The sequence below is a fragment of the Duganella sp. Leaf61 genome (genome assembly GCF_001421905.1).
GTDB classification, from domain to species: domain Bacteria; phylum Pseudomonadota; class Gammaproteobacteria; order Burkholderiales; family Burkholderiaceae_D; genus Rugamonas; species Rugamonas zoogloeoides.
This window is the reverse complement of the sequence record NZ_LMLM01000001.1, coordinates 139,532-165,053: the sequence shown is the minus strand read 5'-3', so window position 1 is coordinate 165,053 and position 25,522 is coordinate 139,532. Positions and strand designations below refer to the sequence as shown.

Genomic DNA, 25,522 nt, shown 5'->3' with positions numbered 1-25,522 from the left:
TTGGCGGTTGTAGTGCCACTGTAGGGCTGTTTTCCGCCGTGTGCGGATTGCAGCGACGACCGAATAAGGTTATAATAACCAGCCTGGTAAAAGTTCTTGTCCGGATAAAACCGCAGGAATCCTTTGCTCTGGTTGGTATTACTGGAAGATGGGCACTTGCCCATTTTTTTTTTGTTGAACGGGTTTGACAACAAGCCTTAATCTGGAGAATTTCTTGCAGCTGCCGCAGTTAATTGAAACGACCGTCACTGGTCTGGGCTACGAGCTGGTTGATGTCGAACGGGCCGAGCGCGGAGTGCTGCGCGTGTTTATCGATTTCACCGCGGCCGACGCTGAGGAAAAAGGTCCGATTACCGTGGAAGATTGCGCCACGGTCAGTCACCAGCTGTCGCACGTGCTGACGGTCGAGAACGTAAGTTACGAACGTCTCGAGATTTCGTCGCCAGGGCTCGATCGCCCGGTGCGCAAGCTGGAAGACTTCGTGCGCTTTGCCGGTTGCGAAGCAATCGTCAAACTGCGCACCGCAATGCCGGGTACGAACAACCGTAAATCGTTCCAGGGGATTCTGCAAGAACCCCAGGGCGAGAATTTGTCGTTGGAATTTGAAAGCAATGATGGTCCGGCGCTGTTGGAGTTTACGCTCGCCGATATGGATAAGGCACGCTTGGTGCCGCAGGTGGTTTTTAAGGGACGCAAAGCATGAGTCGCGAAGTTTTGTTATTGGTAGACGCGCTGGCGCGTGAAAAGAACGTCGATAAGGATGTCGTATTTGGCGCCCTCGAATTCGCATTGGCGCAAGCCACGAAGAAACGGTATGAGGGTGAAGTAGACATCCGCGTTTCGATCGACCGCGAATCGGGTGAATTCGAATCGTTCCGCCGCTGGCACGTGGTACCAGATGAAGCCGGTCTGCAACTGCCGGACCAGGAAATCCTGCACTTCGAAGCCAAGGAACAAATCGCCGACATCGAAGTGGACGACCACATCGAAGAGCCGATCGAATCCGTGGAATTCGGCCGCCGTTTTGCGCAAGACACCAAGCAGGTCGTGCTGCAACGCGTGCGCGATGCCGAGCGCGAACAGATCCTGGCCGACTTCCTCGAACGTGGCGACTCGCTCGTGACCGGCACCATCAAGCGCATGGAACGCGGCGATGCAATCGTCGAGTCCGGCAAGATCGAAGCCCGCCTGCCGCGCGACCAGATGATCCCGAAAGAAAATCTGCGTATCGGCGACCGCGTCCGTGCTTACATCCTGCGCGTGGACCGCAATATGCGCGGCCCGCAAGTAATCCTGTCGCGCACCGCGCCGGAATTCATTGCCAAGCTGTTCGAACTGGAAGTGCCGGAAATCGAACAGGGCATGCTGGAAATTAAATCGGCTGCCCGCGACGCCGGCGTCCGCGCAAAAATCGCCGTGTACACGGCCGACAAGCGCATCGACCCGATCGGTACCTGCGTCGGCATGCGCGGTTCGCGCGTGCAGGCCGTCACCGGCGAGCTCGGTGGCGAGCGCGTCGACATCGTGCTCTGGTCCGAAGATCCGGCCCAGTTCGTGATTGGCGCGCTGGCCCCGGCCAACGTCTCGTCGATCATGGTCGATGAAGAAAAACACGCCATGGACGTGGTCGTGGACGAGGAAAACCTCGCCATCGCCATCGGCCGTTCGGGCCAGAACGTACGCCTGGCGTCCGATCTGACCGGCTGGAAGATCAACATCATGACGGCCGAGGAATCGGCCGACAAGGCAGCCCAGGAAACCGCGGCAGTGCGTGCACTGTTCATGGAAAAACTGGACGTTGACCAGGAAGTCGCCGACATCCTGGTGGAAGAGGGCTTTGCCAGCCTGGAAGAAATCGCTTACGTGCCGATCTCCGAAATGCTGGAAATCGAATCGTTTGACGAAGATACCGTCAACGAACTGCGTACCCGTGCCCGTGACGCCCTGGTGACCGAAGCGATTGCTTCGGAAGAAGGCCTGGAAGGCATGGAAGAGGCACTGGTCGGTCTGGAAGGCATGGACCGCATCACCGCCGGTAAGCTGGGCCTGGCAGGTATCAAGACTGTTGAAGCATTTGCAGGCCTGGCCTACGACGAATTTGGCGCCATTCTGGCCTTCTCGTCCGACCGCGCCCGCGCGCTGATTTCGAATGAATTTGAAGATGTGACCGACGATGAGATGAAACTGGTCGATTCGAAGTACGACGACCGAGCGAAGGGCCTGCAAGCCAAGGCCTGGACCCTGGCAGAATCGGCAAAGGCTTAATTTGAGTATCTTTATCATCTCCGCGACACATAGAAAAGAGGACTGAATGGCGAGTAACAACGTAGCCCAATTTGCCACCGAACTGAAGATGCCTGCAGACTTGCTGCTGACGCAGCTGCGTTCTGCCGGCGTCGAAAAAAGTTCGACGTCAGATCCATTGTCGAAAGATGATAAGGATAAGCTGCTCGATCACCTGCGTCGCACCCACGGCGCTGCAGCCGAAGTGGAAAAGAAAAAAATCACGCTGACGCGCAAGGAAACGACTGAAATCAAGCAGGCCGATGCCAATGGCAAGGCCCGCACGATCCAGGTCGCCGTCAAGAAAACGCGTACCTTCGTACAGCGCGACGAACCGGTCACGACCGCCCCTGCCGCACCTGCGGCACCGGTGATCGATCCGGCTGAAGTCGCTCGTCGCGAAGAAGAAGTGCGCAAGCAAGCCGAACTGATCGCACGTCAGGAAGCCGACCTGCGCGAGAAACAGGAGCATCTGGCCAAGCTCGACGCCGAGAAGGAAGCGCAAGCGAAAGCAACCGCCGACGCCGAAGCCCGCGCCAAGAAGGAAGCCGACGCCGAAGCCAAGCGCGATGCCGAGCAAGCTGCTGCCAAGGCTGCCGCGTCGGCCCTGAACGCCGCCAACAGCAACGCCAATGCCAGCGCGACTGCAACCGATGCTGCTGCCAGCGCCGCTGCGGCCGCTGCCGCTGCTGCTGCGGACGCGCAAAAGAAAGCTGCTGCCGAAGAAGCCAAGAAGAAAGCCGATGCTGCCGCCAAGGAAGCTGCTGAAAAAGCTGCTGCCACCGACCGCGCACGCAAGGCTGTGGCCGATGAAGTCGCCCAGATCAAGGCCATGATGAACGCGCCGCGTCGCGCCATCAAGGCACCGGAGCCAGTACCGGTTCCGGTCAAGCCGAAGGTTGCCGAAGGCACGCTGCACAAGCCAGCGACCACGGCCGCTACCGCTGCCAAGCCGGGCGACAAGCCAGGCGACAAAAAGCCAGGCGACAAAAAATCGATCAAGTCGGCCAATGTGGCCTCGACCTGGTCCGACGACAAGAAGCGCGGCGCCCCAGGCGGCGGCAAAGGCCGTGGCGCCCCATCGGGCCCATCGACCGGCCGCGACAGCTGGCGCGGTGGCAAGGGTGGTCGTCGTCATTCGCAATCGGATGACCGCGAAACCAACTTCCAGGCCCCGACCGAAGCCGTGGTCAAGGACGTGCACGTACCGGAAACCATCACCGTGGCCGAACTGGCCCACAAGATGTCGGTCAAGGCGTCCGAGGTCATCAAGCAACTGATGAAACTGGGCCAGATGTGCACCATCAACCAGGTGCTGGACCAGGAAACCGCGATGATCGTCGTCGAAGAAATGGGCCACAAAGCCCACGCCGCCGAGGAAGACGATCCGGAAGCGATCCTGGCCGACCAGGGTGAGCATGCTCACTTCGAGTCCAAGCCACGCGCGCCGGTCGTGACCGTCATGGGTCACGTCGATCACGGTAAAACCTCGCTGCTGGACTATATCCGTCGCGCCAAAGTCGCCTCGGGCGAAGCCGGCGGGATTACCCAGCACATCGGCGCGTACCACGTCGATACGCCACGCGGCATGATCACCTTCCTCGATACGCCGGGTCACGAAGCCTTTACGGCCATGCGTGCCCGCGGTGCGAAAGCCACCGACATCGTCATCCTGGTGGTGGCGGCGGACGACGGCGTGATGCCGCAAACCAAGGAAGCTATCGCTCACGCGAAAGCGGCTGGCGTCCCACTGGTGGTGGCGATCAACAAGATCGACAAACCAGGCGGCAACGTTGACCGTGTTACGCAAGAGCTGGTTGCCGAGAGCGTGGTGCCGGAAGAATACGGTGGCGATTCGCCATTCGTGCCGGTATCGGCCAAGACCGGTGAAGGTATCGACAACCTGCTCGAGCAAGTGCTGCTGCAGGCCGAGGTACTGGAACTGAAAGCCCCGATCGATGCGCCGGCCCGTGGCCTGGTGGTCGAAGGCCGCCTGGACAAGGGCAAGGGCCCGGTCGCCACCATCCTGGTGCAGTCCGGTACCCTGAAGCGCGGCGACGTGATCCTGGCAGGCTCCTCGTTTGGCCGCGTGCGCGCCATGCTGGACGAAAACGGCAAGCCGATCACCGAAGCCGGTCCATCGATTCCGGTCGAAATCCAGGGCCTGACCGAAGTGCCGCAAGCCGGTGAAGAAGTCATGGTCATGGCCGACGAGCGCAAGGCACGTGAAATTGGTCTGTTCCGTCAAGGTAAGTTCCGTGACGTGAAACTGGCCAAGCAGCAAGCCGCGAAGCTGGAAAACATGTTCGACCAGATGGCCGAAGGCGAAGTCAAAAACCTGCCGTTGATCATCAAGACCGACGTGCAAGGTTCGCAAGAAGCGCTGGTGTCGTCGTTGCAGAAACTGTCCACCTCCGAAGTGCGCGTACAAGTTGTGCACGCAGCCGTCGGCGGTATCACGGAATCGGACGTCAACCTGGCAGTGGCTTCGAAGGCCGTCATCATTGGCTTCAACGCCCGTGCCGACGCCCAGGCCCGCAAGCTGGCCGAGTCCAATGGTGTGGACATTCGCTACTACAACATCATTTACGATGCGATCGACGAGATCAAATCGGCGCTGTCGGGCATGCTGGCACCGGAAAAACGCGAAACCGTTACCGGCCAGGTCGAGATTCGCCAGGTTATCCTGGTCTCGAAAGTCGGCGCCGTTGCCGGTTGCCTGGTCACCGATGGTGTGGTCAAGCGTTCGTCGTCGGTGCGCTTGCTGCGCAACAACATCGTGGTGTGGACTGGCGAAATCGACTCGCTCAAGCGCTTCAAGGACGATGCGAAAGAAGTACGCGCCGGTCTGGAATGCGGCCTGTCGCTGAAGAACTACAACGACATCCAGGTGGGCGACTCCCTGGAAGTGTTCGAAGTGCAGGAAATCGCCCGTACCCTGTAATTACAGGCGACCAATGTAGGACCTGGTGAAGTGGACGGGAGCCAAAAAGCGCTCCCGTCCACTTTGCCGTTTATGGAATATCATCATGGCAAAACATAGTAAAACCATCCCGCAGCGCGGCTTGCGCGTTGCCGATCAAATCCAGAAAGACTTGTCGGAACTGATCGCGTTCGAACTCAAGGATCCGCGCGTGGGCATGATCACGCTGGCCGAAGTGCAGATCACCCCCGATTACGCCCACGCCAAGATCTACTTCACCATGCTCAAGGACGATCCCGAGACCGTGAAGAACACGCTGGCCGGCCTGCAGGCCGCATCGGGCTACCTGCGCAATATGCTGGGCAAGCGCCTGCACATCCACACGCTGCCGGCACTGCACTTCGTGCACGACACGTCGGTGGCGCGCGGCATGGCCATGTCGGCACTGATCGACCAGGCCAACGCCACCCGTTCGCTCGATGATGATGTCGACGAAGGTGCGAAAGACGGCAAGGAAGAATGAATCAGGCCAAAGTCAAACGCGTGCGCGACCTGGTCGATGGCGTGCTGCTGCTCGACAAGCCGGTCGGCTTTTCCAGCAACGATGCACTGATCAAGGCCAAGCGCGTGCTGAACGCCAAGAAGGCCGGCCACACCGGTACGCTCGACCCGTTTGCCACCGGCCTGCTGCCGCTGTGCTTTGGGGAAGCCACCAAGTTTTCCCAGGATTTATTGGAAGCCGATAAAACCTACGAAACCGTGGTGCACCTGGGCCAGACCACCGATACCGGCGACACCGAAGGCGAAGTCATCGATACCCGCGACGTCAGCGTCACGCTCGAGCAGATCCACGCCGTGCTGGCAAAGTTCCGCGGCCCGATCGCGCAGGTGCCGCCGATGTACTCGGCGCTGAAGCGCGACGGCAAGCCGCTGTACGAGTACGCGCGCGCCGGCATCACGCTCGAGCGCGAAGCGCGCAACGTCGTCATCCACCAGCTGGAATTGGTGGCCTACGAGGCGCCGATGCTGACCTTGTCGGTCACGTGCAGCAAGGGCACCTACATCCGCGTGCTGGGCCAGGACATCGGCGAGGCACTGGGCTGCGGCGCGCATCTGAACGCCTTGCGCCGTACCCAGGTGGGGCCGTTGACCATGGAAAACATGATCACGCTCGACGCCTTGATCGCCCATCCCGAGCCATTGAGCTTGCTGGCGCCGGTCGATGCACTGCTGGCCAGCTTCCCGGCCGTGCAGTTGAACGCCGAGCTGGCCAAGCGTTTCCTCAACGGCCAGCGCCTGGCGCTGGGCAAGGAAGCGGTAACGGTACCGAGCGCAGAGGGCAGGGTCCGCGTGTACCTGAACGACAAGTTGCTGGGCACCGCCACACTCGGTGAATACAGCATCCTGGCGCCCGAACGGCTGATTGCCTTCACCGGCAATTAACCGGCTCGTCCAGCCGGGATGGTGCGCATTCACGCTTTTCATTAGAGCGTGAATGCTTGACCAACGCATGTACCTTGGCTATTCTCAAAGTGCGATTGCGGAGGACGCAATGAAAACATCTGCCGAGAAAGTCAATCCCCACCTGGTGCTCGACGCCATCAAGCACAAGATCGCCTGCGAAGTGCTGGCGCGATTTACGATTGCCGAAATCAAGGAGCGGTCGCTGTCCAATATTCGGCGTTGGCGAGCCAACGGCACGAGCGGACAAGCCTATGATGCCTGGGAGCGCCTTGCTATGGATCCTGATGACGGCAAGATGATTGCTGTCATGGAAGGAACGAGCGACTATAGCAACCAGTTGCGTCAGTCACCGCCATTCGTGGGTATGCTCGATAAAGAGCTGGTGCGGAAAATCAATGAAGAAGTCTCAGGTTGAACACGTTCTGCGTGCCGCCAGCCGGATATGCGATGACAATGAGTTCGTCATCATTGGCAGCCAGTCATTGCACGGTAAGTATCCCGACATGGCCGATGATATGATGATGTCGTTTGAAGTAGACCTGATTGCCAAGAATCGCCCCGGTGATACCGACTTTTTGAACACCATCGGCATGGATTCAAGATTCCACGAAGAATTTGGATATTATGCAGATCCGGTTGACGAGAAGACGGCCGTTTTGCCGCGTAAGTGGAAGGAACGGCTGGTGCACCTTAAACTCGACGGTGCAGATACAGGCCTCAAAGCATACTGCCTTGAACCACACGATCTGGTCGTTGCCAAGCTGGCAGCCGGGCGTGACAAGGACAAGATTTTTATTCGCGAACTTTTGCGACACAATCTGGTGAAGCTCGATGTCATCAGCAAGCGGCTGGCGCAAACACCAGTACCGCCGTCCCAACGGGCCTCCATGACAGCCTTGCTGAAGATGATCGAGGCCATGCAGTAAGGCCGTTAAAGCAACTCATTGAAAATAACCACCCTTCCGGCGATAGAGTTGCAACGCAACATGCTATACTAGCCGGCTTTCCGTACAGCTTTTTGTGCGCACCCGCAGTTTCTCCGCAAATATACGACTATGTCCACTACTAAACGCGCAATTCGCAACATTGCAATCATCGCCCACGTTGACCACGGTAAAACCACTCTGGTTGACCAACTGCTCCGCCAGTCCGGCACCTTCCGCGAAAACCAAGCGGTCGATACCCGTGTCATGGACTCGAACGATCTCGAAAAAGAGCGCGGCATCACGATTCTGTCCAAGAATTGCGCAGTCGAGTACGAAGGCACCCACATCAACATCGTTGACACCCCAGGCCACGCCGACTTCGGCGGCGAAGTGGAACGTGTTCTGTCGATGGTTGACTCGGTCCTGCTGCTGATCGATGCACAAGAAGGCCCGATGCCACAGACCCGCTTTGTGACCCGCAAGGCGCTGGCCCTGGGCCTGAAGCCTATCGTCGTGGTCAACAAGGTCGACCGTCCAGGTGCACGTCCTGAATGGGCGATCAACCAGACCTTCGAACTGTTCGACAAGCTGGGCGCCACCGACGAACAACTGGACTTCCCGATTGTTTACGCTTCGGGCCTGAACGGCTACGCCGGCCTGACCGAAGACGTACGCGGCGGCGACATGAAGCCACTGTTCGACGCCATCTTGCAACACGTACCAGTGCGTGACGACAATCCGGATGGTCCGCTGCAGATGCAAATCACCTCGCTCGACTACTCGTCGTACGTGGGTAAAATCGGTATCGGCCGTATCAACCGCGGTCGCGTTAAAACCGGCCAGGACGTGATCGTTCTGAACGGTCCAGGCGCCACGCCGATCAAAGGCCGCATCAACCAGGTGCTGAACTTCAAGGGCCTCGAGCGCGTGCTGGTGGACGACGCTGTTGCCGGCGACATCGTGCTGATCAACGGTATCGAAGAAATCGGCATCGGTTCGACCGTGTGCGCACCGGACACCCCGGAAGCGCTGCCAATGCTGACCGTTGACGAGCCTACCCTGACCATGAACTTCATGGTCAACAACTCGCCGCTGGCCGGCCGCGAAGGCAAGTTCGTGACCTCGCGTCAACTGCGCGACCGTCTGGACAAAGAACTGAAAGCCAACGTTGCTCTGCGCGTAGCGCCTACCGACGACGACACCACGTTCGAAGTATCGGGCCGTGGCGAGCTGCACCTGACCATCCTGATCGAAAACATGCGTCGCGAAGGTTTCGAGATGGCTGTATCGCGTCCACGCGTGGTGTTCAAAATGGTTGATGGCGTGCGCCATGAGCCGTACGAGCAACTGTCGGTTGACGTGGAAGAAGCCAACCAGGGCGGCGTCATGGAAGAGCTGGGCCGTCGTCGTGGCGACCTGCAAAACATGGAATCGGACGGCAAAGGCCGTGTGCGCCTGGAATACCGTATTCCAGCACGTGGCCTGATCGGTTTCCAGGGCGAATTCATGACCCTGACCCGTGGTACCGGCCTGATGAGCCACGTGTTCGATGCGTACGCACCAGTCGACACCTCGAAAGGTGAACTGGGCGGCCGTCGCAACGGCGTGCTGATCTCGCAGGACGACGGCGCCGCTGTTGCCTACGCTATCTGGAAACTGCAAGATCGCGGCCGCATGTTCGTGGTCCACAACGACCCAGTGTACGAAGGCATGATCATCGGTATCCACTCGCGCGACAACGATCTGGTTGTGAACCCGATCAAGGGCAAGCAGCTGACCAACGTACGTTCGTCGGGTACCGACGAAGCCGTGCGCCTGGTGCCGCCGATCCAGATGTCGCTGGAATACGCTGTTGAATTCATCGACGACGACGAACTGGTGGAAATCACCCCGAAATCGATCCGTCTGCGCAAGCGCTTCCTGAAAGAGCACGAGCGCAAGAAAGCATCGCGCGAAGCGTAATCGCTTCTGCCAGACCAGAAAGCCGCCTTCGGGCGGCTTTTTTTATTGATGCGTATCACTGCCAGATGAATCAATGCTGGCCTCGGCAAGATTTCCATGATCCGGATTCGTTTGCCTTTTCTGCGGTGCTGGAGTACTTTGGTGCATGGCAACATGACTGGAGGATTTCTGTGAGTGAAGAGAAGAATAACCCCTGGGCCGGCCTGTTGAACTGGCCCGGCAGCCCGTTCAACGTCGCCCAGCAAGGACTCGATTACTGGGTGGACGCTTGCCAGCGGTCGATCCTGTTCCTCGATGTGCTGCGCCAGCGCGGCACCGATACCATCGCCCGTGCCGCCAAGACGGCGCCGCACGTACTGAGTTTCCCGTTCGAAATCATCATGGATGGCCGCACGTTCGAGCGGCCCGTGAATTACGGCCTGTGCTACATCGCGCCGCCGGACGGCGTCGTGCCCGACCCCACCAAGCGCCCGTTCATCGTGTTCGACCCGCGCGCGGGCCACGGCCCCGGCATCGGCGGCATGAAGCACGACAGCGAAATCGGCGTCGTGCTCAAGGCCGGCCACCCGTGCTACTTCGTTGGCTTTACGCCAGTGCCGGTGCCCGGCCAGACCATCGAGGACGTGTGCCGCGCCGAAGCGGCGTTCATCGCCCACGTGGCCGAGCGCCACCCGCAAGCCGATGGCAAACCGGCCCTGATCGGCAACTGCCAGGCCGGCTGGCAAATCATGATGACCGCAGCGTTAAAACCCGACCTGGTCGGCCCGCTAGTCCTGGCTGGCGCACCGCTGTCGTACTGGGCTGGCGTGCGCGGCAAGAATCCGCTGCGCTATTTGGGCGGCGCGCTGGGTGGCACCTGGATGACATCGCTTGCGGGCGACCTCGGCAACGGTATTTTCGACGGCGCCCAACTGGTGGCCAACTTCGAGAAGATGAATCCGTCGAATACGCTGTGGAGCAAGAACTACAACGTCTATTCGAAAATCGATACCGAGGCACCGCGCTTCCTCGAATTTGAAAAGTGGTGGGGCAACCCGGTTCTGCTCAACGCCGGCGAAATGCAGTATATCGCTGACTCGCTGTTCGTCGGCAACCGCCTGAGCGAAGCGGCGCTGCTCGACAGCGACGGCCACCGCATCGACCTGCGCAACATCAAGTCGCCGATCGTGGTGTTCTGCTCGTGGGGCGACGATATCACCCCACCGCAGCAGGCGCTGGGCTGGGTGCTGGACCTGTACGAGAACGACGAGGCGCTGGTCGCCGGCGGCCAGACCATCATTTACTCGATGCACCAGAGTATCGGCCACCTCGGCATTTTCGTTTCCGCCTCGGTGGCCAACAAGGAGCACGAAGAGTTTACTGCCGCGATGGACATGATCGACATCATGCCGCCGGGCCTGTACGAAGCGGTGTTCCTGGAAAAAGACGAGGAGATGCTGCAGGAAGAGCTGGCTGCCGGCGACATGATGGGCGGCGAATACGTGATGCGCTTCGAGCGCCGCACGCTCGACTCGCTGCGCGCTCTGGGTGGCAACGATGCCGAAGACGAGCGCCGCTTTGCCACCGTGGCGCGCGTGTCGGAAATCAACCAGGGACTGTACCGCACCTTTGTCAGCCCGGTCGTCAAGAGCCTTGTGACCGAGCACAGCGCCAAGCAGTTGCGCGAAGCGCACCCGATGCGCTTGCGCTACACGGCGTTCTCGAACAAGAACAAGCTGCTCGATGGCATCCCGGCGCTGGCCGACAGGGTGCGCGCGCAACGCCGCCCGGTCGCCAAGGACAATATCTTCCTGCAGATGCAGGATGCCATGTCGAAACAGATCGTCGCCTCGCTCGACGCGTACCGCGACGTGCGCGACCAGGCCACCGAGAAATTCTTCCTCGATGTGTACGGCTCGCCCGTGTTGCAGGCAATGGTGGGCTTGCGTGCCGAGAACGGCGCACCGCGCCGCATCGGCCGTGACTTGGCGCGCGAAGCAGCACTCGACGCCTACCGCACCGCCGCCGCCGGCAAGACCGCCGAGGGCGGCACGACCGAAGCGATCATTCGAGGACTGCTGTATATCTACCGCAGCCCGGAGATGAGCGCGGCCGACGAACGCGCATTTGCCACTATCCGCCAGTTGCGTCTGCGCACATCCACCGATGAAGAGTTGAGCGTTACGCACTTCAAGACCATCGTGCGCGAGCAGTATTTGATGTTGCAGGTGGCCGAAGAAGCAGCGATGCGCGATTTGCCGCTGCTGCTGCCGGATGACCCCGACGCGCGCGCGACCGCACTGGGCATCGTGCGCCAGGTAGTAGGCGCCACCGGCACCGTTACCGGCGACGCCGCCCAGCGCCTCGAACGTGTTGCCGCGATGTTCGGGCCAAAGCTGGCCGTGGTGCGCAAGAAAAAGCAGGGGAGTGATGCGGCGTAGTTACCGCCAGCCCGAGACCTCGGCTCCGTCATTCCCGCGCAGGCGGGAATCCAATTCCGCAGCGCCGCCTGGGCGTAAAGCGCAGTCAACACTGATCGCCTGACATTGGATCCCCGCCGGCACGGGGATGACGTTTTTTAAGTCAGCAATTTCTATAGCGCCTTGCGCATGAACACGCTGAGCGGATCGTCGCGGTAATCGCCGTACGGTCCGCATTGTTCGAAGCCGTGCCGCGCATACAGCGCAATCGCCTCCGGCTGAGATGGCCCGGTCTCCAGCACCATGGACGAACAACCGGCATTGCGCGTGGCTTGTTCCAGCGCCGTCATCAAGCGCTTGGCCGCACCCATGCCGCGCGCCTCGGGCTTCACATACATGCGCTTGATTTCGCCGTATTCGCCGGACAGCACCACCGCCGCGCAACCGACGATGGCGCCCGCCGCATCGCGCGCCACTGCAAACTTCACTTCGGGCTGCATCAACGATGGCAAGTCGAGCGCATACACGCTCTCGGGCGGATACAGGGTCAGTTGGTAAGCATCGAGATCGGCAATCAGGGCAATGATTTCCGGCTGGTTCGGCGATTCAAAAGCGATGTGCAGCATTGTCGCGGTTTTCCGTGGCAGGTAAAACGCCAAGTATCGCGCCCGCCGGCTATTGCTGCAAGTCGGGAGTGATGCTGCGGACGACCTTGCCGGTTTCGTCGAGCATCTGGATCTCGGCCTTGCCGTCTGCACCGACCAGCAACATCATGCGCACGCGTCCCTGCGCATCCTTGAGTTGCAGCGATGAGCCCTGCGCCGCAGTATTGCCGAGCCAGATGCGGTTGACGGAGAGCCTGCCTTGCTCGGTCAGCTTGTTCCAGTAGGCTTTGCGCCCCGCTGCATCGAGCTTGCCTGCTTCTTCACGGAAGCGCGGGTGATCGTCCATCGACGTGACCTTGAAGTTCGGCACATCGTTGATGATCAGTGCGGTCTGCTGCGATTTTTCGCTGTCGGTGTTCAGCAGTTGCAGCGCCTGGTCCTGGCGGAAGCGGTCGAACGTCAGCGACAGTCCCGAGTTGACCTTGCCGGTGCCGTCAATACTGCCTTTCTGGAGAAAGCCGCCGTTTTCCGTACCTTCTTCATTGATAAACAACATGCCGGCAAACGTGCGGCGGTTGGGGCGCTCGATTTCTTTGCCCTCATGGAAGGCGCCGGGGAACTGGGCGCGATTCGAAATAATCAGGCGCCTGGTGCCATCGGGTTCGACGATATTGATGCGGCCGACGGTGATCTCGTCAAAATTCGCCTGCCGGCCGGGATCGCGCGCGCCGGTGAGCATGAAGACGGCGGCCAGGGCGCTGGCCATGGTGGTGGCGCCGGCCAAAAAGGTGCTGAGTTGCGACATGGTGTTTCCTGTATGAGCAGGTTTATGGATGCGGATTGCGCGTGATGTGCTGGGCGGCTACCCGCAGCCGCCATTCCACGACCAGCGCCAGTGGACCGCAAAACGCCAGCAGGGCGCCCAGGTATTGCAGGAGCCTGTTGTAGTCCGACTGGACGTAACGCTTGTCGACCAGCTCGAACATGCGGCGCCCGCCCTCGGCGTTTTCGAAATACACGCTGCCGCGATCGCGCCAGGATTCGACGGTCAGGTGCCGCACCCGGTTCGATTCGAATTCGGCCGTCAGCCGTGACATCTCTTCCGGGCTGATGCTCCTGGCGGCCATGCGCATGCCCTGGATCATGCGGTACTGTTCAAAAATGTTTTCGCCTTCGCCGGCCAGTATCACGCCCTTGGACACGTATTTATATTGATACTTGGGAAAGAAAATGCCATCGTTCGCGGCCAGCATCAGCGCAAAGCCCAGTGCGGCAGCCGCAGCGGCGCCGAAGATATAGCGGCGCGCATGGTGCACGCGGCGCGCTTTGATGCCCTCGCGAAACTGGCTCACTTCGGGAATGTGTCCGAGCGCGGCCTGGGTTGCTGGGTCGAGTTCGGCAAGAAAGGACTCGGGCGCCATGCCCAGCGCCTTGATGATGTTGCCGAACATCTCGGCCGACGGCTGCGACTTGTCGTTTTCGAGCTTGGAGAGGTAAGACTGCTCGATGCCGATCAACTCGGCAAGCTGCGGTTGGGTGAGGTTCTTGTCGGTTCTGATCTGCTTGAGCCTGGCGCCGAAATTCATGGTTGTCCCTGGTGATGAATGATTGTTGTCTGAGGCATATTCTTCGGGATTCATGCTGGAATGAGAAGGTGAATATGCGGGAATAACGATGAATTTTGTTATTTTTACCAGCTGTGCGGAAAATACGGCCGGGGCGGCGGGGTGGCGTTTGGCGGTATAATGACGACCCCCATACCCCACCAGCAGTTGCCGCCATGACCACTCCCGCTCCGCACACCACCGACATTGCCGCCGACGCCGCCCCCGTGCCGGGCCGCCGCCTGTCCGTGGCGCCGATGATGGACTGGACCGACCGCCACTGCCGCGTGTTCCACCGCCATATCAGCCAGCACACCTGGCTGTACACCGAGATGGTCACGACCGGCGCGCTGGTCTATGGCGACGTCGAACGTCACCTGCGCTTCAACGACGAAGAACACCCGGTCGCGCTGCAACTGGGCGGCAGCGACCCGGCCGACCTGGCCACCAGCGCCAGGCTGGGCGAGCAGTGGGGCTACGACGAGATCAACCTCAATTGCGGTTGCCCGTCCGAGCGCGTGCAAAAGGGCGCGTTCGGCGCCTGCCTGATGGCGGAGCCGCAACTGGTGGCCGATTGCGTGAAAGCCATGCGCGACGCGGTCGATATCGACGTCACCGTCAAGCACCGCATCGGCATCGATAAAACCGAAAGTTACGATTTCGTGCGCGATTTCGTCGGTGCCGTGGCCGACGCCGGCTGCACCACGTTCATCGTTCACGCGCGTAACGCCATCCTGAAAGGCCTGTCGCCCAAGGAAAACCGCGAAATCCCGCCGCTCAAGTACGACTTCGCCTACCGCCTCAAGCGTGATTTCCCGCAGTTTGAAATCATCATCAACGGCGGCATCAAGACCGAAGTGGAAATCGACGAGCACCTGCGCCATGTCGATGGCGTGATGCTGGGCCGCGAGGCCTATCACAACCCGTTCCTGATGGCTACGTTCGACCAGCGCTACTACGGCGCCACCACCGAGCCGAAATCGCGCGCCGAAGTGCTCGAGGCGATGATCCCGTACATCGAGGCGCAGCTTGCGCAGTACGGCCCGCTCGGCCTGAAGATGAATTCGATTACACGTCACATGCTGGGCCTGATGCAGGGTTTGCCGGGCGCCAAGTCGTTCCGCCAGACCCTGTCGGACTCGAAGCAACTTGCGACCGGCGACGCCACCCTGGTGCGCCAGGCCGCAGCCCGCCTTGGTTACGCCTGATTCCAGCCTGATTCCTGCCTGATTTTCGCCGCAATATCCCGACATTTCCGCACCACCACCGGCGCCTCCCGGCGCCGCGTTTTCAATGATACTTTCATCCAACTATTTGGGTGACGAGCAAGCATAATTTTCAAGTGTTGGAATTTCCACTCAGAAATTATGTTTCCAGTGCATCTAGATATTTTTTACTTGCCCTGCGGAAAAATTTGCCTCTATAATCCAATCCATACACCTCTATCCACCGTCTTTCGTGTGTGTATTGCGACGCAAAAACGACAACGCGACGCTGGTGGGGCGCCAAATTTTGCATTCGCAGTCATTGTTTGCTAATGTCATGTTTTGTTTCTTAGCTGCAATGTTTGGATTGGCTGTGTCCTACCCCCCCGACAGGCCGTTCAGGGCAAATTCTTATCAACAGTGTCACTTACGAAGAGACGAAATGAATTTAGCAAAAATGAAAGTTGGCATGCGCCTGGGCCTCGGATTCGCCCTGGTCCTGATCTTCCTGGTCGCGGTGACCACGGTTGGCATCTTCCGCATGGCACAAATCCAGGATCGCCTCGACCACGTCATCAGCGTCAACAACGTTGTCACCCGCCTGGTGACCGACATGCGCACCAATGTTGCTACCCGCGTCAGCACGCTGCGTATCCTCACCCTGCTGAGCGATCCGGACGACATGGCCAAGGACTTGAGCAATGTCAAAGCCCTGGCTGCGGCCTACGCCGATTCACAAAACAAACTGAGCGCCAAGTTCGCCGTTGAAGCCCTGCCTGAAGAGAAGGCCCTGCTGGCCACCATCAAGGAACAGGAAGCGATTGCCATGCCGGCCATCGCCAAGGCAACTGACCTGTGGGTGAGCGGGCAGGCCGAAGCCGCCACCCGTGTGCTGATCAAGGAAATCCGTCCGGCCCAAGTCAAGTGGATGGCCGCACTGGACCAATTAGGTGCCCTGGAAGACAAGCTGAATGCCGAAATGCAAGTGGAAGCCGCCAAGGGCTTCGCCAGCGGTCGTACCTTCATGATCATCGTGGGACTGCTGGCCGTGGCGATCTCGGTGGGCGCAGCCGTGGTGATAACCCGTGGCCTGCTGAAACAGCTGGGCGCCGAACCGGCCTACACCTCGGCGATCGCCAGCAGCATCGCCAATGGCGACCTGGCAATAGCGATCAACACCAGCACCACCGACAAGAGCAGCCTGCTGTACGAAATGCGTGAAATGCGCGACAGCCTGGTCGATATCGTGGGCCAGGTTCGCTCCGGCACCGAAACCATCGGCACCGCCACCCGCGAAATCGCTGCCGGTAACACCGACCTGTCGGCCCGTACCGAAATGCAGGCCAGCTCGCTGGAAAAAACCGCGACTGCCATGGAAGAGCTGACCTCGACCGTGAAACAGAATGCCGACAACGCCCGGGAAGCCAACCAGCTGGCCTCGGCTGCATCGGATGTGGCGATCAAGGGCGGCAAGGTGGTCTCGGAAGTGGTCGACACCATGAGCTCGATCGACGCGTCGGCCAAGAAGATCGTGGACATCATCGGCGTGATCGACGGCATCGCTTTCCAGACCAACATCCTGGCGCTGAACGCTGCCGTGGAAGCGGCCCGTGCCGGCGAACAAGGCCGTGGCTTTGCGGTGGTGGCGTCCGAAGTGCGTAACCTGGCGCAGCGTTCCGCTGGCGCCGCCAAAGAAATCAAGATGCTCATCGATGATTCGGTGGAAAAAGTCGGCGCCGGCACCAAGCTGGTCGGCCAGGCCGGGGTGACGATGGAAGAGGTCGTATCGTCGGTGCGCCGTGTGACCGACATCATGAGCGAGATCGCCAACGCCAGCCAGGAGCAGAGCGCCGGTATCGAACAAGTCAACCTGTCGATCATCGAGATGGACAGCATGACCCAGCAAAACGCCGCGCTGGTGGAAGAATCCGCCGCCGCAGCTAAGAGCTTGCAAGACCAGGCCGACGAATTGTCCCGCGTCGTCAGCATCTTCAAGCTGGTGGAAGGCGAGGAGCGCGCAACTGCTCCGGTATATGCGCCAGCCCCGAAAGTCGCAGTAGCGAAGGCAGCAGTGAAGCCGATCGCCGCCGCAACCCGTGCCCCGGTAAAGAAACTGGCCGCCAAGCCAGCGCCCGCACCGGCAGCCAAGCCGAAGAAAGTCGTCAACGCGACCAGCACCGCCAGCGCTGACGAGTGGGAAGAGTTTTAACGATTCAAGTATTGCCCGGGCTGCTGTCACGTTGTTGCGTGATGGTGGGAACGCCAAGGCGGGCCGGGAACCCGAACCTTTAACGTTGTTAAGAATAATTGAGAGAAATTAAATGACCAAGTTTTCGACCGTAATCGCCGCCTTCCTGCTGTCCGCCACCTCCGCTGCCGCCATGGCTGCAGAAGTTCCGGCAACCCTCGATGCCAAGAACTGCAAGGCTGAATATCCAAAAGCGTCGCTGATCAACGAAGAGCAGGGCGACGTCAAGATGGCCTTCCTGGTTGGCGCGGACGGTAACGTTGTTGATTCCAAACTGGAAAAATCGAGCGGCTTCAAGAACCTCGACAAAGCCGCATTGAAAGCACTGTCGGCCTGCAAATTCAAGCCGGGCACCAAGGACGGCGCGGTAGCGCAGACCTGGGCCAAGGTCGACTATAGCTGGAAGCTGTAACACCTGAACCGCCACACTATCCATAGGGGAAAAATCATGATGACGAACAAGCGTATGTTGGGTCTGGTTGCAGCGGTTCTCGTATCGAGCGCACCAGCCGTGTTTGCCGCCGAAGTGCCAGCCAGCTTCGACTCCAAGAACTGCAAGGCCGAATATCCGAAAGCGTCGCTGATGAACGAAGAGCAGGGCACGGTGTCGATGTCGTTCCTGGTCAAGCCGGACGGCTCGGTAGCCGACTCCAAGGTCGAAAAGACCAGCGGTTTCAAGAACCTGGACAAGGCTGCCATCAAGGCCCTGTCCGCCTGTAAGTTCAAACCAGGCACCAAGGACGGCGCGCCAGCCGAAACCTGGACCAAAGTCGATTACGCGTGGAAACTCGACTGATTGGATAGTTGTTGCGTAGAAAAAGGAGCCGCTTGCGGCTCCTTTTTCATTTCACGGTCGAACCGTGTAACAAGCTGTAATGGCGCTGCTTTAGCGCTACACTTCCTTTTATAGTGTGATTCTGAACAAGGAGAATTGGCGATGAAATCGATCTTTGCAGTGGTCGGCGTGCTGGCGGCGCTGACAGGATGCGCTACCCAGCAACCTTATTACACCAGCACCCGGGTCGTCCACGACCCCTACCAGTGGCGCACGGTCTCCGTCACGCCGTCCGACCGGGCGCCGGGGCAGTCGTCCGGACCGGTTTATACCACCGAAGAGCTGCCGCCGCAGTCGAGTTCGCGCGTGGTATATACCGAGCAGCCCGTCACCACCACCACGTACATCACCCAGCCATCGACGGTGATCTACCAGCCGGCCCCCGTGTATTACCAGCCGGCGCCGTCGTACTACTATCCGCCCGTGTCGATCGGCCTGAACTTCGGCTTTGGCCGCTACTGGGGCGGCGGCGGCGGTCGCGGTTACTACGGTGGCCATCGCGGCGGCTGGCGTCGTTAAGCGTCGGTACACGTAAAAAATCCCGCAGTGCCATGCAGGCGCCGCGGGATTTTTTGCTTCAGGAGTTGACGGTTCGGTTTTAGCGCAAGTGGTAAACCGACACCGACTGATTCATGAGCGCGTTCTCCGTGACCAGCACGAAGGTCGAGGCAACTGCCAACGAGATAAGCAATGTTCCGACTGCGTGGGGGAAAAAGCGTGCCATGACCGGCTCCTGTTTAAAGTAGTTTCCGACAGGGTTATCGGATGACTAAAGGATAAGCCAGCTGTTGCGCAGGAGGGATCAGCCAAACGTCCGACGTTCTGTAGGACAACAGCTTGAGTCTATCTTCTGGTCAACTTTCGAGGTGCGGTTAGCGGTTTTTCCAGACCGTGACCGGCGAGGCCGGCGCGGTATCGAGCTTGTCGCACAGTTCCAGCCACTGGGTCAGGCGGTCTGGCTGCTTGAGCGTGATGCCCATGCCATCGATGATGCCGACCTGGTCCAGGTAGCGCGCATCGATCTTGGCCTTGGAAACGGTAGGGGCGGCCATGACCATGCGGTCATAGGCCTTGCGCGCCTTGTGCTCCCACTTGTGCAAGCCGCCTTCATCGAAACGGTTGGATTCGAAATACACGGTCAGCGACCCGTCCGGATTGCCGAAGCCAACAATGCCGGAACCGCTGCGGATAGCCGCGTTGGTCGATGGCTCGAACAGGGCGGAAGGCACGAACACGCCGGCGCGACCGTCCGTGTCGGGACGTCCTACAGGCGTATCTTTGCTGTAGGTGGAAACTTCAGAGATGGATTTTTCTTCGGACATGATGGGTGGGAGTGTTACGTCGCGTTCTTTCGGCGACACAGCTTCATTGTAGCGCTATTCTAGTTCCCTATGGAAATAGACTTTCAATGAATGTTGTAACGCAGTGTCTCACCCACGGATTTGACCACCAGCTCTGGCAGGGCGGCAGCACCGCGGCCGGCAACCGACCATGCTCTCAATGCGGATCGAGACCGGTACCGGCGACGTCGATTTGGCAAAGCCAAAGCAAAAAGCCCGGTTCGCATTAGGCTGAACCGGGCTTTTCACATAATTCTTTGGGGTGGCTGATGGGGCTCGAACCCACGACAACAGGAATCACAATCCTGGACTCTACCAACTGAGCTACAGCCACCACTGTCTTACTAACTTCGCCTGCTTCGCGGTTTGCTGGGCAGGTGCCGCATTATACAAGCCACTTTGGAAACCTGCAAATCTAAATGCGAGGTTTTTTGCGCAACCACCGTTTTTTCTAGACGTCGGCCGCTGCCACCGGCGGATCGAGGTCGAGCAGGGCGCGGAAGGCTGCCGACAATGCTGCCGGCCGGGCTGTCGTGAAACCGCGCAACGTGGCCGGGGCTGCGGGCGAGGGGGCACGCAGCAGCGCACCTGTTTCCAGCAAGCGCCCCAGCTGGCGTGCGACGGCGTCGCCGGTGTCGATCAGTACCACGTCGGCGCAGTCATGCGCGGCCAGCACCTGTTCGATACCGCTGCGCACGAACGGGTAATGGGTGCAGCCGAGCACCAGGGTGTCGGCGCCCTGGTCCAGCAGCGGGGCCACGTATTGTTCGAGCATGGCGGCAATCTTTGGTGCTTGCAGGTCGCCCAGTTCGATCTGGTCCACCAAGCCGACGGCCGGTTGCAGCAGGAATTCGGCATGGGTGGTGGCGCTGATGTGTTCGCGCAGTTGCAGGAATTTTTCGCCCTTGAGCGTGCGGGCCGTGGCCAGGACGCCCACTTTGCCGTTGCGGCTGGCGGCGGCGGCGGGTTTCAGGCCCGGTTCCACGCCGACGACCGGCAGCTCCGGGTAGCGTGCGCGCACCGCCTTGATGGCGGCCACGGTGGCCGTGTTGCAGGCCACGACCAGCGCCTTGGCGCCATGGTCGAGCAGGAAGGCCGTGACGGCCAGCGCCCGCTCGACAACAAATTCCTCGGTCTTTTCGCCGTACGGCGCGTGGCCGGAATCGGCAAAATACAGCAGGTGTTCGGCGGGTAGCTGCGCGCGGATATGGCGCAGCACCGACAGCCCGCCCACACCCGAGTCGAACACGCCGATCGGGCACTCGGCTGGATGTGGGCGCGGGGCGTTCATCAGGCAGTAACGATGGGCACGTTCAGCTGCTCGATCTTGGCCTTCCATTCCGCCGGACCGGTGTTGTGCACCGAGGTGCCGGCCGCATCGACGGCCACCGTCACCGGCATGTCTTCCACGTCGAACTCGTAGATCGCTTCCATGCCCATGTCGGCAAAGCCCAGCACCTTGGCGCCCTTGATCGCCTTGGAGACCAGGTAGGCGGAACCGCCCACGGCCATCAGGTACGCCGACTGGTGTTTCTTGATCGATTCGATGGCGATCGGGCCGCGCTCGGCCTTGCCGATCATGGCGATCAGGCCGGTTTTCTCGAGCATCATGTCGGTGAACTTGTCCATGCGGGTGGCGGTGGTCGGGCCGGCCGGACCGACGACTTCGTCACGCACCGGATCGACCGGGCCGACGTAGTAGATCACGCGGTTCTTGAAGTCCACCGGCAGTTCTTCGCCCTTGGCCAGCATGTCCTGGATGCGCTTGTGGGCAGCATCGCGGCCGGTCAGCATTTTGCCGTTGAGCAGCAGGGTCTGGCCCGGTTTCCACGAGGCGACTTCTTCTTTCGTCAGCGTGTTGAGATCGACGCGTTTCGATTTCTCGGTGTCCGGCGCCCACGACACATCAGGCCAGGTGGACAGCGGCGGCGGGGTCATGTACGCAGGACCGGAGCCGTCGAGCACGAAGTGGCCGTGGCGGGTAGCGGCGCAGTTCGGGATCATGGCGACCGGCTTGGAGGCCGCGTGGGTCGGGTGCATCATGATTTTCACGTCCAGCACGGTGGTCAGGCCGCCCAGGCCCTGGGCGCCGATGCCCAGGGCATTGATCTTGTCGCACAGTTCGATGCGCAGTTCTTCCAGCTTGTTCTGCGGGCCGCGCTGTTTCAGCTCGAACATGTCGATGTCTTCCATCAGCACTTCCTTGGCCATCAGCATGGCTTTCTCGGCCGTGCCGCCAATGCCGATACCGAGCATGCCCGGCGGGCACCACCCGGCGCCCATGGTCGGCACGGTTTTCAGTACCCAGTCCACCAGCGAATCGGACGGGTTCATCATGATCATCTTGGACTTGTTTTCCGAGCCGCCGCCCTTGGCTGCGACCTTGACGTCCACGGTATTGCCTTCGACCAGTTCCATGTGGACCACGGCTGGCGTGTTGTCCTTGGTGTTCTTGCGGTCGAAGTGCGGGTCGGCCACGATCGAGGCGCGCAGCTTGTTGTCGTCGAAGTTATACGCGCGGCGCACGCCTTCGTTGACGGCGTCGGTGACGGTGCCACTGAAGCCTTCGAAGCGCACACCCATGCCGATCTTCAGGAAGACGTTGACGATGCCGGTGTCCTGGCAGATCGGACGCTTGCCTTCCGCGCACATGCGCGAGTTGGTCAGGATTTGCGCGATGGCGTCCTTGGCGGCCGGGCTCTGTTCGGATTCATACGCGCGCGCCAGGTGCTCGATGTAATCGGCTGGATGGTAATAGCTGATGTACTGGAGGGCGGCGGCAACCGATTCGATCAGGTCTTCTTGCTTTATGATGGTCATGATGTTCTCGCGTGGTGGATGGGAGTGCCGGTGGTGAGCCAGCGGTTACTTCGGATACTTGGTTTCGCTGTAGGTCAGCGTGGTCAGGCGGTCGGTGTAGGCGATCGCCATGGCCGACAGCAGGAACGCAACGTGGATCGCGGTCTGCGCGATCAGCACCTTGGGTTCGTAGGCATTGGCGTTGATAAAGGTTTTCAGCAGGTGGATCGACGAGATGCCGATGATGGCCATGGCCAGCTTGGTTTTCAGCACCGAGGCGTTTACGTGCGACAGCCATTCGGGCTGGTCGGGGTGGCCGTCGAGGTTCATGCGCGAGACAAAGGTTTCGTAGCCGCCGATGATCACCATCACCAGCAGGTTGGAAATCATGACCACGTCGATCAGGCCCAGCACCACCAGCATGATGGTGGTTTCGTTGAGGCGGGTAGGGGCCACGGTATTGGGTACGGCCACGGCCTGGATGATGTGCTGGAGCGCGGCATCATTGCCCATGGCGGCGCCGATCAGGTCTTTGAGTTCCACCCAGAAGTGGAAAACATACACGCACTGGGCCAGGATCAGGCCCACGTACAGCGGCAATTGTAGCCAGCGTGACATGAAAATGAAGGCGGGAATCGGGGCCAGTTTTTTGTTCGGCTCGGTCATTGCGCAATACTCCAGGAAATGGTGCAGACTATAAGATGGCGACATTCTACACGCGCAGCACGCCTGCCGCAGCGCTGCGTAGGCCCCGTATGGGCTCCTTGTGTGCCCTTACCACAGGCGAAATATTGATAGAATCACCTCCACTATCCGGAGCGCCGGCCGGTACTAACCCCATGTAAGGGCTCAGTAAGCGATCAAGTTTATGTTTGTAGCAAACGATTCCAACAACGGAGACTAGTATGAGCAGCACTACCACCCAGCAAGGCCCACAGGAAACCCGCGTCTTCACGCCGCCAGAAGCCTTCGTGGCCCAGGCCACCGTGTCGGGCATGGACGGTTACAACGCGCTGTGCGCAGAAGCCGAAGCCGACTACGAAGGCTTCTGGGCGCGCCTGGCCAACGAACACCTGTCCTGGCAAACGCCATTTACCCGCACCCTGAACGAAGACGACGCGCCGTTCTACAAATGGTTCGAAAGCGGCAAGCTCAATGTGTCGTACAACTGCCTCGACCGCAATCTGACCAACGGCAACGCCGACAAGACCGCCATCATCTTCGAGGCGGACGACGGCAAGTCGGTCAACGTCAGCTACAAAGAGCTGCACGAAAAAGTCTGCAAGTTCGCCAACGGCCTCAAGTCGCGCGGCATCAAGAAGGGCGACCGCGTCATCATCTACATGTCGATGTCGGTGGAGGGCGTGGCGGCCATGCAGGCGTGCGCCCGTATCGGCGCCACCCACTCGGTGGTGTTCGGCGGCTTCTCTGCCAAGTCGCTGCAGGAGCGCATCATCGACGCCGGCGCCGTGGCCGTGATCACCGCCGACGAACAACTGCGCGGCGGCAAGCAGCTGCCATTGAAGGCCATCGTTGACGAAGCGCTGGCGCTGGGCGGTTGCGATACCATCAAGGACGTCATCGTCTATCAGCGCACGGGCGGCAATGTCGGCTTCAACGAAGGCCGCGACATCTGGCTGCACGACCTGGTGGCCGACCAGTCGGCGGACTGCGAACCGGAATGGGTGGATGCCGAGCATCCGCTGTTCATCCTCTACACGTCCGGCTCCACCGGCACCCCGAAAGGCGTGCAGCATTCGAGCGGCGGCTACCTGCTGTGGGCCGCGCTCACGATGAAATGGTCGTTCGACATCAAGCCGGCCGACGTGTACTGGTGCACCGCCGACATCGGCTGGGTAACCGGTCACAGCTATATCGCCTACGGCCCCACCGCCGTGGGCGCCACGCAAGTGATCTTCGAAGGCGTGCCGACTTACCCGAACGCCGGCCGCTTCTGGGACACCGTCGCCAAGCACAAGGTCAGCATTTTCTACACCGCACCGACTGCGATCCGTTCGCTGATCAAGGCGTCGGACGTGGATCCGAAAGTGCACCCTAAAAACTACGACCTGTCGTCGCTGCGCCTGCTGGGCACGGTGGGCGAGCCGATCAATCCGGAAGCCTGGATGTGGTACTACACCCAAGTGGGCGGCGAGCGTTGCCCGATCGTGGACACGTTCTGGCAAACCGAAACCGGCGGCCACATGATCACTCCGCTGCCGGGCGCCACGCCGATGGTGCCGGGTTCGTGCACCTTGCCGCTGCCGGGCATCATGGCGGCCATCGTCGATGAAGCCGGTGTCGATGTGCCGAACGGGCAGGGCGGTATCCTGGTCGTCAAGCGTCCATGGCCGTCGATGATCCGCACCATCTGGAACAACCCGGACCGTTTTAAAACCAGCTACTTCCCGGATGAACTGGGCGGCAAGATGTACCTCGCTGGCGACGGCGCCATCCGCAACAAGGACACCGGCTACTTCACCATTACCGGTCGCATCGACGACGTATTGAACGTGTCCGGTCACCGCATGGGCACGATGGAAATCGAATCGGCGCTGGTAGCCAATCCGCTGGTGGCCGAGGCTGCCGTGGTAGGCCGTCCCGACGACACCACCGGCGAATCGATTTGCGCGTTCGTGGTGCTCAAGCAGGCGCGCCCGACCGGCGATGATGCGAAAAAGCTGGCGCTGGAGCTGCGCAACTGGGTGGGCAAGGAGATCGGCCCGATCGCCAAGCCGAAGGAAATCCGCTTTGGCGACAACCTGCCAAAAACCCGCTCCGGCAAGATCATGCGCCGCCTGCTGCGCGTGCTGGCCAAGGGCGAGACCATTACCCAGGACGTCTCCACGCTGGAAAACCCGGCCATCCTGGAGCAACTGAAAGAAGCGTCGTAACAGCAGTGGGCGGTGGTGGCGGCAGCGCCGCCGCC

23 protein-coding genes and 1 tRNA gene are annotated in these 25,522 nt (G+C 60.3%); 15 read left to right on the top strand and 9 right to left on the bottom strand.

The window, feature by feature from the left end; genetic code table 11:
* Window positions 1-214 precede the first annotated feature (214 nt).
* The 9 genes from rimP (at window position 215) to ASF04_RS00705 (ending at window position 11,978) form a co-directional block, all read left to right on the top strand.
* Window positions 215-703, top strand: coding sequence for a ribosome maturation factor RimP (rimP, locus tag ASF04_RS00745; protein WP_019921609.1), 489 nt, complete (start codon window positions 215-217; stop codon window positions 701-703).
* On the top strand, window positions 700-2,265 hold the full coding sequence (gene nusA / locus ASF04_RS00740) for a transcription termination factor NusA (RefSeq protein WP_019921610.1): 1,566 nt from the start codon (window positions 700-702) through the stop codon (window positions 2,263-2,265). The genes rimP and nusA overlap by 4 nt, the downstream gene beginning before the upstream one ends.
* Before the next feature lie 46 nt (window positions 2,266-2,311).
* On the top strand, window positions 2,312-5,227 hold the full coding sequence (gene infB, locus ASF04_RS00735) for a translation initiation factor IF-2 (RefSeq protein ID WP_056137477.1): 2,916 nt from the start codon (window positions 2,312-2,314) through the stop codon (window positions 5,225-5,227).
* Window positions 5,228-5,312: 85 nt separating this feature from the next.
* Complete coding sequence (rbfA, locus tag ASF04_RS00730; protein WP_019921612.1) at window positions 5,313-5,729, top strand: 30S ribosome-binding factor RbfA; 417 nt, start codon at window positions 5,313-5,315, stop codon at window positions 5,727-5,729.
* Window positions 5,726-6,649 carry a tRNA pseudouridine(55) synthase TruB gene (truB, locus tag ASF04_RS00725; RefSeq protein WP_056137476.1) on the top strand — a complete coding sequence of 308 codons (924 nt, stop codon included), beginning with the start codon at window positions 5,726-5,728 and terminating at the stop codon, window positions 6,647-6,649. The genes rbfA and truB overlap by 4 nt, the downstream gene beginning before the upstream one ends.
* Before the next feature lie 52 nt (window positions 6,650-6,701).
* Window positions 6,702-7,085: a hypothetical protein gene (locus tag ASF04_RS00720; RefSeq protein WP_056137475.1), complete on the top strand. Its 384-nt coding sequence runs from the start codon at window positions 6,702-6,704 to the stop codon at window positions 7,083-7,085.
* Complete coding sequence (locus ASF04_RS00715) at window positions 7,066-7,596, top strand: DUF6036 family nucleotidyltransferase (protein WP_056137474.1); 531 nt, start codon at window positions 7,066-7,068, stop codon at window positions 7,594-7,596. Before ASF04_RS00720 ends, ASF04_RS00715 begins: the two co-directional genes overlap by 20 nt.
* Before the next feature lie 129 nt (window positions 7,597-7,725).
* Window positions 7,726-9,558, top strand: coding sequence for a translational GTPase TypA (gene typA, locus ASF04_RS00710; protein ID WP_019921614.1), 1,833 nt, complete (start codon window positions 7,726-7,728; stop codon window positions 9,556-9,558).
* Window positions 9,559-9,728: 170 nt separating this feature from the next.
* Complete coding sequence (locus ASF04_RS00705; RefSeq protein WP_056137473.1) at window positions 9,729-11,978, top strand: DUF3141 domain-containing protein; 2,250 nt, start codon at window positions 9,729-9,731, stop codon at window positions 11,976-11,978.
* A 152-nt stretch (window positions 11,979-12,130) separates the two neighbouring features.
* On the opposite strand, the gene ASF04_RS00700 is transcribed toward ASF04_RS00705, so the two are convergent.
* Genes ASF04_RS00700 through ASF04_RS00690 form a run of 3 tightly spaced genes read right to left on the bottom strand, consistent with a single transcriptional unit; the run spans window position 12,131 to window position 14,148 of the window.
* Complete coding sequence (locus ASF04_RS00700) at window positions 12,131-12,583, bottom strand: GNAT family N-acetyltransferase (protein WP_056137472.1); 453 nt, start codon at window positions 12,581-12,583, stop codon at window positions 12,131-12,133.
* A 49-nt stretch (window positions 12,584-12,632) separates the two neighbouring features.
* A complete protein-coding gene (locus ASF04_RS00695) occupies window positions 12,633-13,367 on the bottom strand; it encodes a hypothetical protein (RefSeq protein ID WP_056137471.1) in 735 nt (244 codons plus the stop codon).
* Window positions 13,368-13,389: 22 nt separating this feature from the next.
* Window positions 13,390-14,148 carry a helix-turn-helix domain-containing protein gene (locus tag ASF04_RS00690; RefSeq protein WP_056137470.1) on the bottom strand — a complete coding sequence of 253 codons (759 nt, stop codon included), beginning with the start codon at window positions 14,146-14,148 and terminating at the stop codon, window positions 13,390-13,392.
* Between the two features lie 194 nt (window positions 14,149-14,342).
* Between ASF04_RS00690 and dusA the strand changes: the two genes are divergently transcribed.
* The 5 genes from dusA to ASF04_RS00665 all read left to right on the top strand — a co-directional run bounded on the left by dusA (window position 14,343) and on the right by ASF04_RS00665 (window position 18,973).
* Complete coding sequence (gene dusA, locus ASF04_RS00685; RefSeq protein WP_056137469.1) at window positions 14,343-15,374, top strand: tRNA dihydrouridine(20/20a) synthase DusA; 1,032 nt, start codon at window positions 14,343-14,345, stop codon at window positions 15,372-15,374.
* A gap of 439 nt (window positions 15,375-15,813) precedes the next feature.
* The gene (locus ASF04_RS00680) at window positions 15,814-17,580 is read left to right on the top strand and encodes a methyl-accepting chemotaxis protein (protein ID WP_200931053.1); all 1,767 of its coding nucleotides are present in this window, start codon (window positions 15,814-15,816) and stop codon (window positions 17,578-17,580) included.
* Window positions 17,581-17,692: 112 nt separating this feature from the next.
* The gene (locus ASF04_RS00675) at window positions 17,693-18,031 is read left to right on the top strand and encodes an energy transducer TonB (protein ID WP_056137467.1); all 339 of its coding nucleotides are present in this window, start codon (window positions 17,693-17,695) and stop codon (window positions 18,029-18,031) included.
* A gap of 54 nt (window positions 18,032-18,085) precedes the next feature.
* Window positions 18,086-18,415 carry an energy transducer TonB gene (locus ASF04_RS00670; protein ID WP_082488529.1) on the top strand — a complete coding sequence of 110 codons (330 nt, stop codon included), beginning with the start codon at window positions 18,086-18,088 and terminating at the stop codon, window positions 18,413-18,415.
* A 141-nt stretch (window positions 18,416-18,556) separates the two neighbouring features.
* On the top strand, window positions 18,557-18,973 hold the full coding sequence (locus ASF04_RS00665) for a hypothetical protein (RefSeq protein WP_056137466.1): 417 nt from the start codon (window positions 18,557-18,559) through the stop codon (window positions 18,971-18,973).
* 79 nt (window positions 18,974-19,052) lie between these two features.
* Here the strand turns inward: ASF04_RS00665 and ASF04_RS28435 are convergent, their stop codons facing one another.
* The 6 genes from ASF04_RS28435 to ASF04_RS00640 form a co-directional block, all read right to left on the bottom strand.
* Window positions 19,053-19,178 carry a hypothetical protein gene (locus ASF04_RS28435; RefSeq protein WP_019921624.1) on the bottom strand — a complete coding sequence of 42 codons (126 nt, stop codon included), beginning with the start codon at window positions 19,176-19,178 and terminating at the stop codon, window positions 19,053-19,055.
* Window positions 19,179-19,326: 148 nt separating this feature from the next.
* Window positions 19,327-19,776 carry a hypothetical protein gene (locus tag ASF04_RS00660; RefSeq protein ID WP_056137465.1) on the bottom strand — a complete coding sequence of 150 codons (450 nt, stop codon included), beginning with the start codon at window positions 19,774-19,776 and terminating at the stop codon, window positions 19,327-19,329.
* Between the two features lie 276 nt (window positions 19,777-20,052).
* Window positions 20,053-20,128 (bottom strand) — tRNA-His (locus ASF04_RS00655).
* Window positions 20,129-20,245: 117 nt separating this feature from the next.
* On the bottom strand, window positions 20,246-21,085 hold the full coding sequence (gene murI / locus ASF04_RS00650) for a glutamate racemase (RefSeq protein ID WP_056137464.1): 840 nt from the start codon (window positions 21,083-21,085) through the stop codon (window positions 20,246-20,248).
* On the bottom strand, window positions 21,085-22,614 hold the full coding sequence (locus ASF04_RS00645) for a fumarate hydratase (RefSeq protein ID WP_056137463.1): 1,530 nt from the start codon (window positions 22,612-22,614) through the stop codon (window positions 21,085-21,087). The genes murI and ASF04_RS00645 overlap by 1 nt, the downstream gene beginning before the upstream one ends.
* A gap of 45 nt (window positions 22,615-22,659) precedes the next feature.
* Entirely contained in the window at window positions 22,660-23,259 is a 600-nt protein-coding gene (locus ASF04_RS00640) for a YqhA family protein (protein ID WP_056137462.1), read from the bottom strand.
* 239 nt (window positions 23,260-23,498) lie between these two features.
* On the opposite strand from ASF04_RS00640, the gene acs reads away from it, so the two are divergent.
* Complete coding sequence (gene acs / locus ASF04_RS00635; protein ID WP_056137461.1) at window positions 23,499-25,487, top strand: acetate--CoA ligase; 1,989 nt, start codon at window positions 23,499-23,501, stop codon at window positions 25,485-25,487.
* Window positions 25,488-25,522: the final 35 nt, after the last annotated feature.

What these genes read in the sequence shown, in the direction of transcription:
- nusA (WP_019921610.1), top strand. Translation starts at nt 700, where the DNA reads ATGAGTCGCGAAGTTTTGTTATTGGTAGACGCGCTGGCGCGTGAAAAG.
- infB (WP_056137477.1), top strand. Translation starts at nt 2,312, where the DNA reads ATGGCGAGTAACAACGTAGCCCAATTTGCCACCGAACTGAAGATGCCT.
- rbfA (WP_019921612.1), top strand. Translation starts at nt 5,313, where the DNA reads ATGGCAAAACATAGTAAAACCATCCCGCAGCGCGGCTTGCGCGTTGCC.
- truB (WP_056137476.1), top strand. Translation starts at nt 5,726, where the DNA reads ATGAATCAGGCCAAAGTCAAACGCGTGCGCGACCTGGTCGATGGCGTG.
- ASF04_RS00720 (WP_056137475.1), top strand. Translation starts at nt 6,702, where the DNA reads ATGCTTGACCAACGCATGTACCTTGGCTATTCTCAAAGTGCGATTGCG.
- ASF04_RS00715 (WP_056137474.1), top strand. Translation starts at nt 7,066, where the DNA reads ATGAAGAAGTCTCAGGTTGAACACGTTCTGCGTGCCGCCAGCCGGATA.
- typA (WP_019921614.1), top strand. Translation starts at nt 7,726, where the DNA reads ATGTCCACTACTAAACGCGCAATTCGCAACATTGCAATCATCGCCCAC.
- ASF04_RS00700 (WP_056137472.1), bottom strand. Translation starts at nt 12,583, where the DNA reads ATGCTGCACATCGCTTTTGAATCGCCGAACCAGCCGGAAATCATTGCC.
- ASF04_RS00695 (WP_056137471.1), bottom strand. Translation starts at nt 13,367, where the DNA reads ATGTCGCAACTCAGCACCTTTTTGGCCGGCGCCACCACCATGGCCAGC.
- ASF04_RS00690 (WP_056137470.1), bottom strand. Translation starts at nt 14,148, where the DNA reads ATGAATTTCGGCGCCAGGCTCAAGCAGATCAGAACCGACAAGAACCTC.
- dusA (WP_056137469.1), top strand. Translation starts at nt 14,343, where the DNA reads ATGACCACTCCCGCTCCGCACACCACCGACATTGCCGCCGACGCCGCC.
- ASF04_RS00680 (WP_200931053.1), top strand. Translation starts at nt 15,814, where the DNA reads ATGAATTTAGCAAAAATGAAAGTTGGCATGCGCCTGGGCCTCGGATTC.
- ASF04_RS00675 (WP_056137467.1), top strand. Translation starts at nt 17,693, where the DNA reads ATGACCAAGTTTTCGACCGTAATCGCCGCCTTCCTGCTGTCCGCCACC.
- ASF04_RS00670 (WP_082488529.1), top strand. Translation starts at nt 18,086, where the DNA reads ATGTTGGGTCTGGTTGCAGCGGTTCTCGTATCGAGCGCACCAGCCGTG.
- ASF04_RS00665 (WP_056137466.1), top strand. Translation starts at nt 18,557, where the DNA reads ATGAAATCGATCTTTGCAGTGGTCGGCGTGCTGGCGGCGCTGACAGGA.
- ASF04_RS28435 (WP_019921624.1), bottom strand. Translation starts at nt 19,178, where the DNA reads ATGGCACGCTTTTTCCCCCACGCAGTCGGAACATTGCTTATCTCGTTG.
- ASF04_RS00660 (WP_056137465.1), bottom strand. Translation starts at nt 19,776, where the DNA reads ATGTCCGAAGAAAAATCCATCTCTGAAGTTTCCACCTACAGCAAAGAT.
- murI (WP_056137464.1), bottom strand. Translation starts at nt 21,085, where the DNA reads ATGAACGCCCCGCGCCCACATCCAGCCGAGTGCCCGATCGGCGTGTTC.
- ASF04_RS00645 (WP_056137463.1), bottom strand. Translation starts at nt 22,614, where the DNA reads ATGACCATCATAAAGCAAGAAGACCTGATCGAATCGGTTGCCGCCGCC.
- ASF04_RS00640 (WP_056137462.1), bottom strand. Translation starts at nt 23,259, where the DNA reads ATGACCGAGCCGAACAAAAAACTGGCCCCGATTCCCGCCTTCATTTTC.
- acs (WP_056137461.1), top strand. Translation starts at nt 23,499, where the DNA reads ATGAGCAGCACTACCACCCAGCAAGGCCCACAGGAAACCCGCGTCTTC.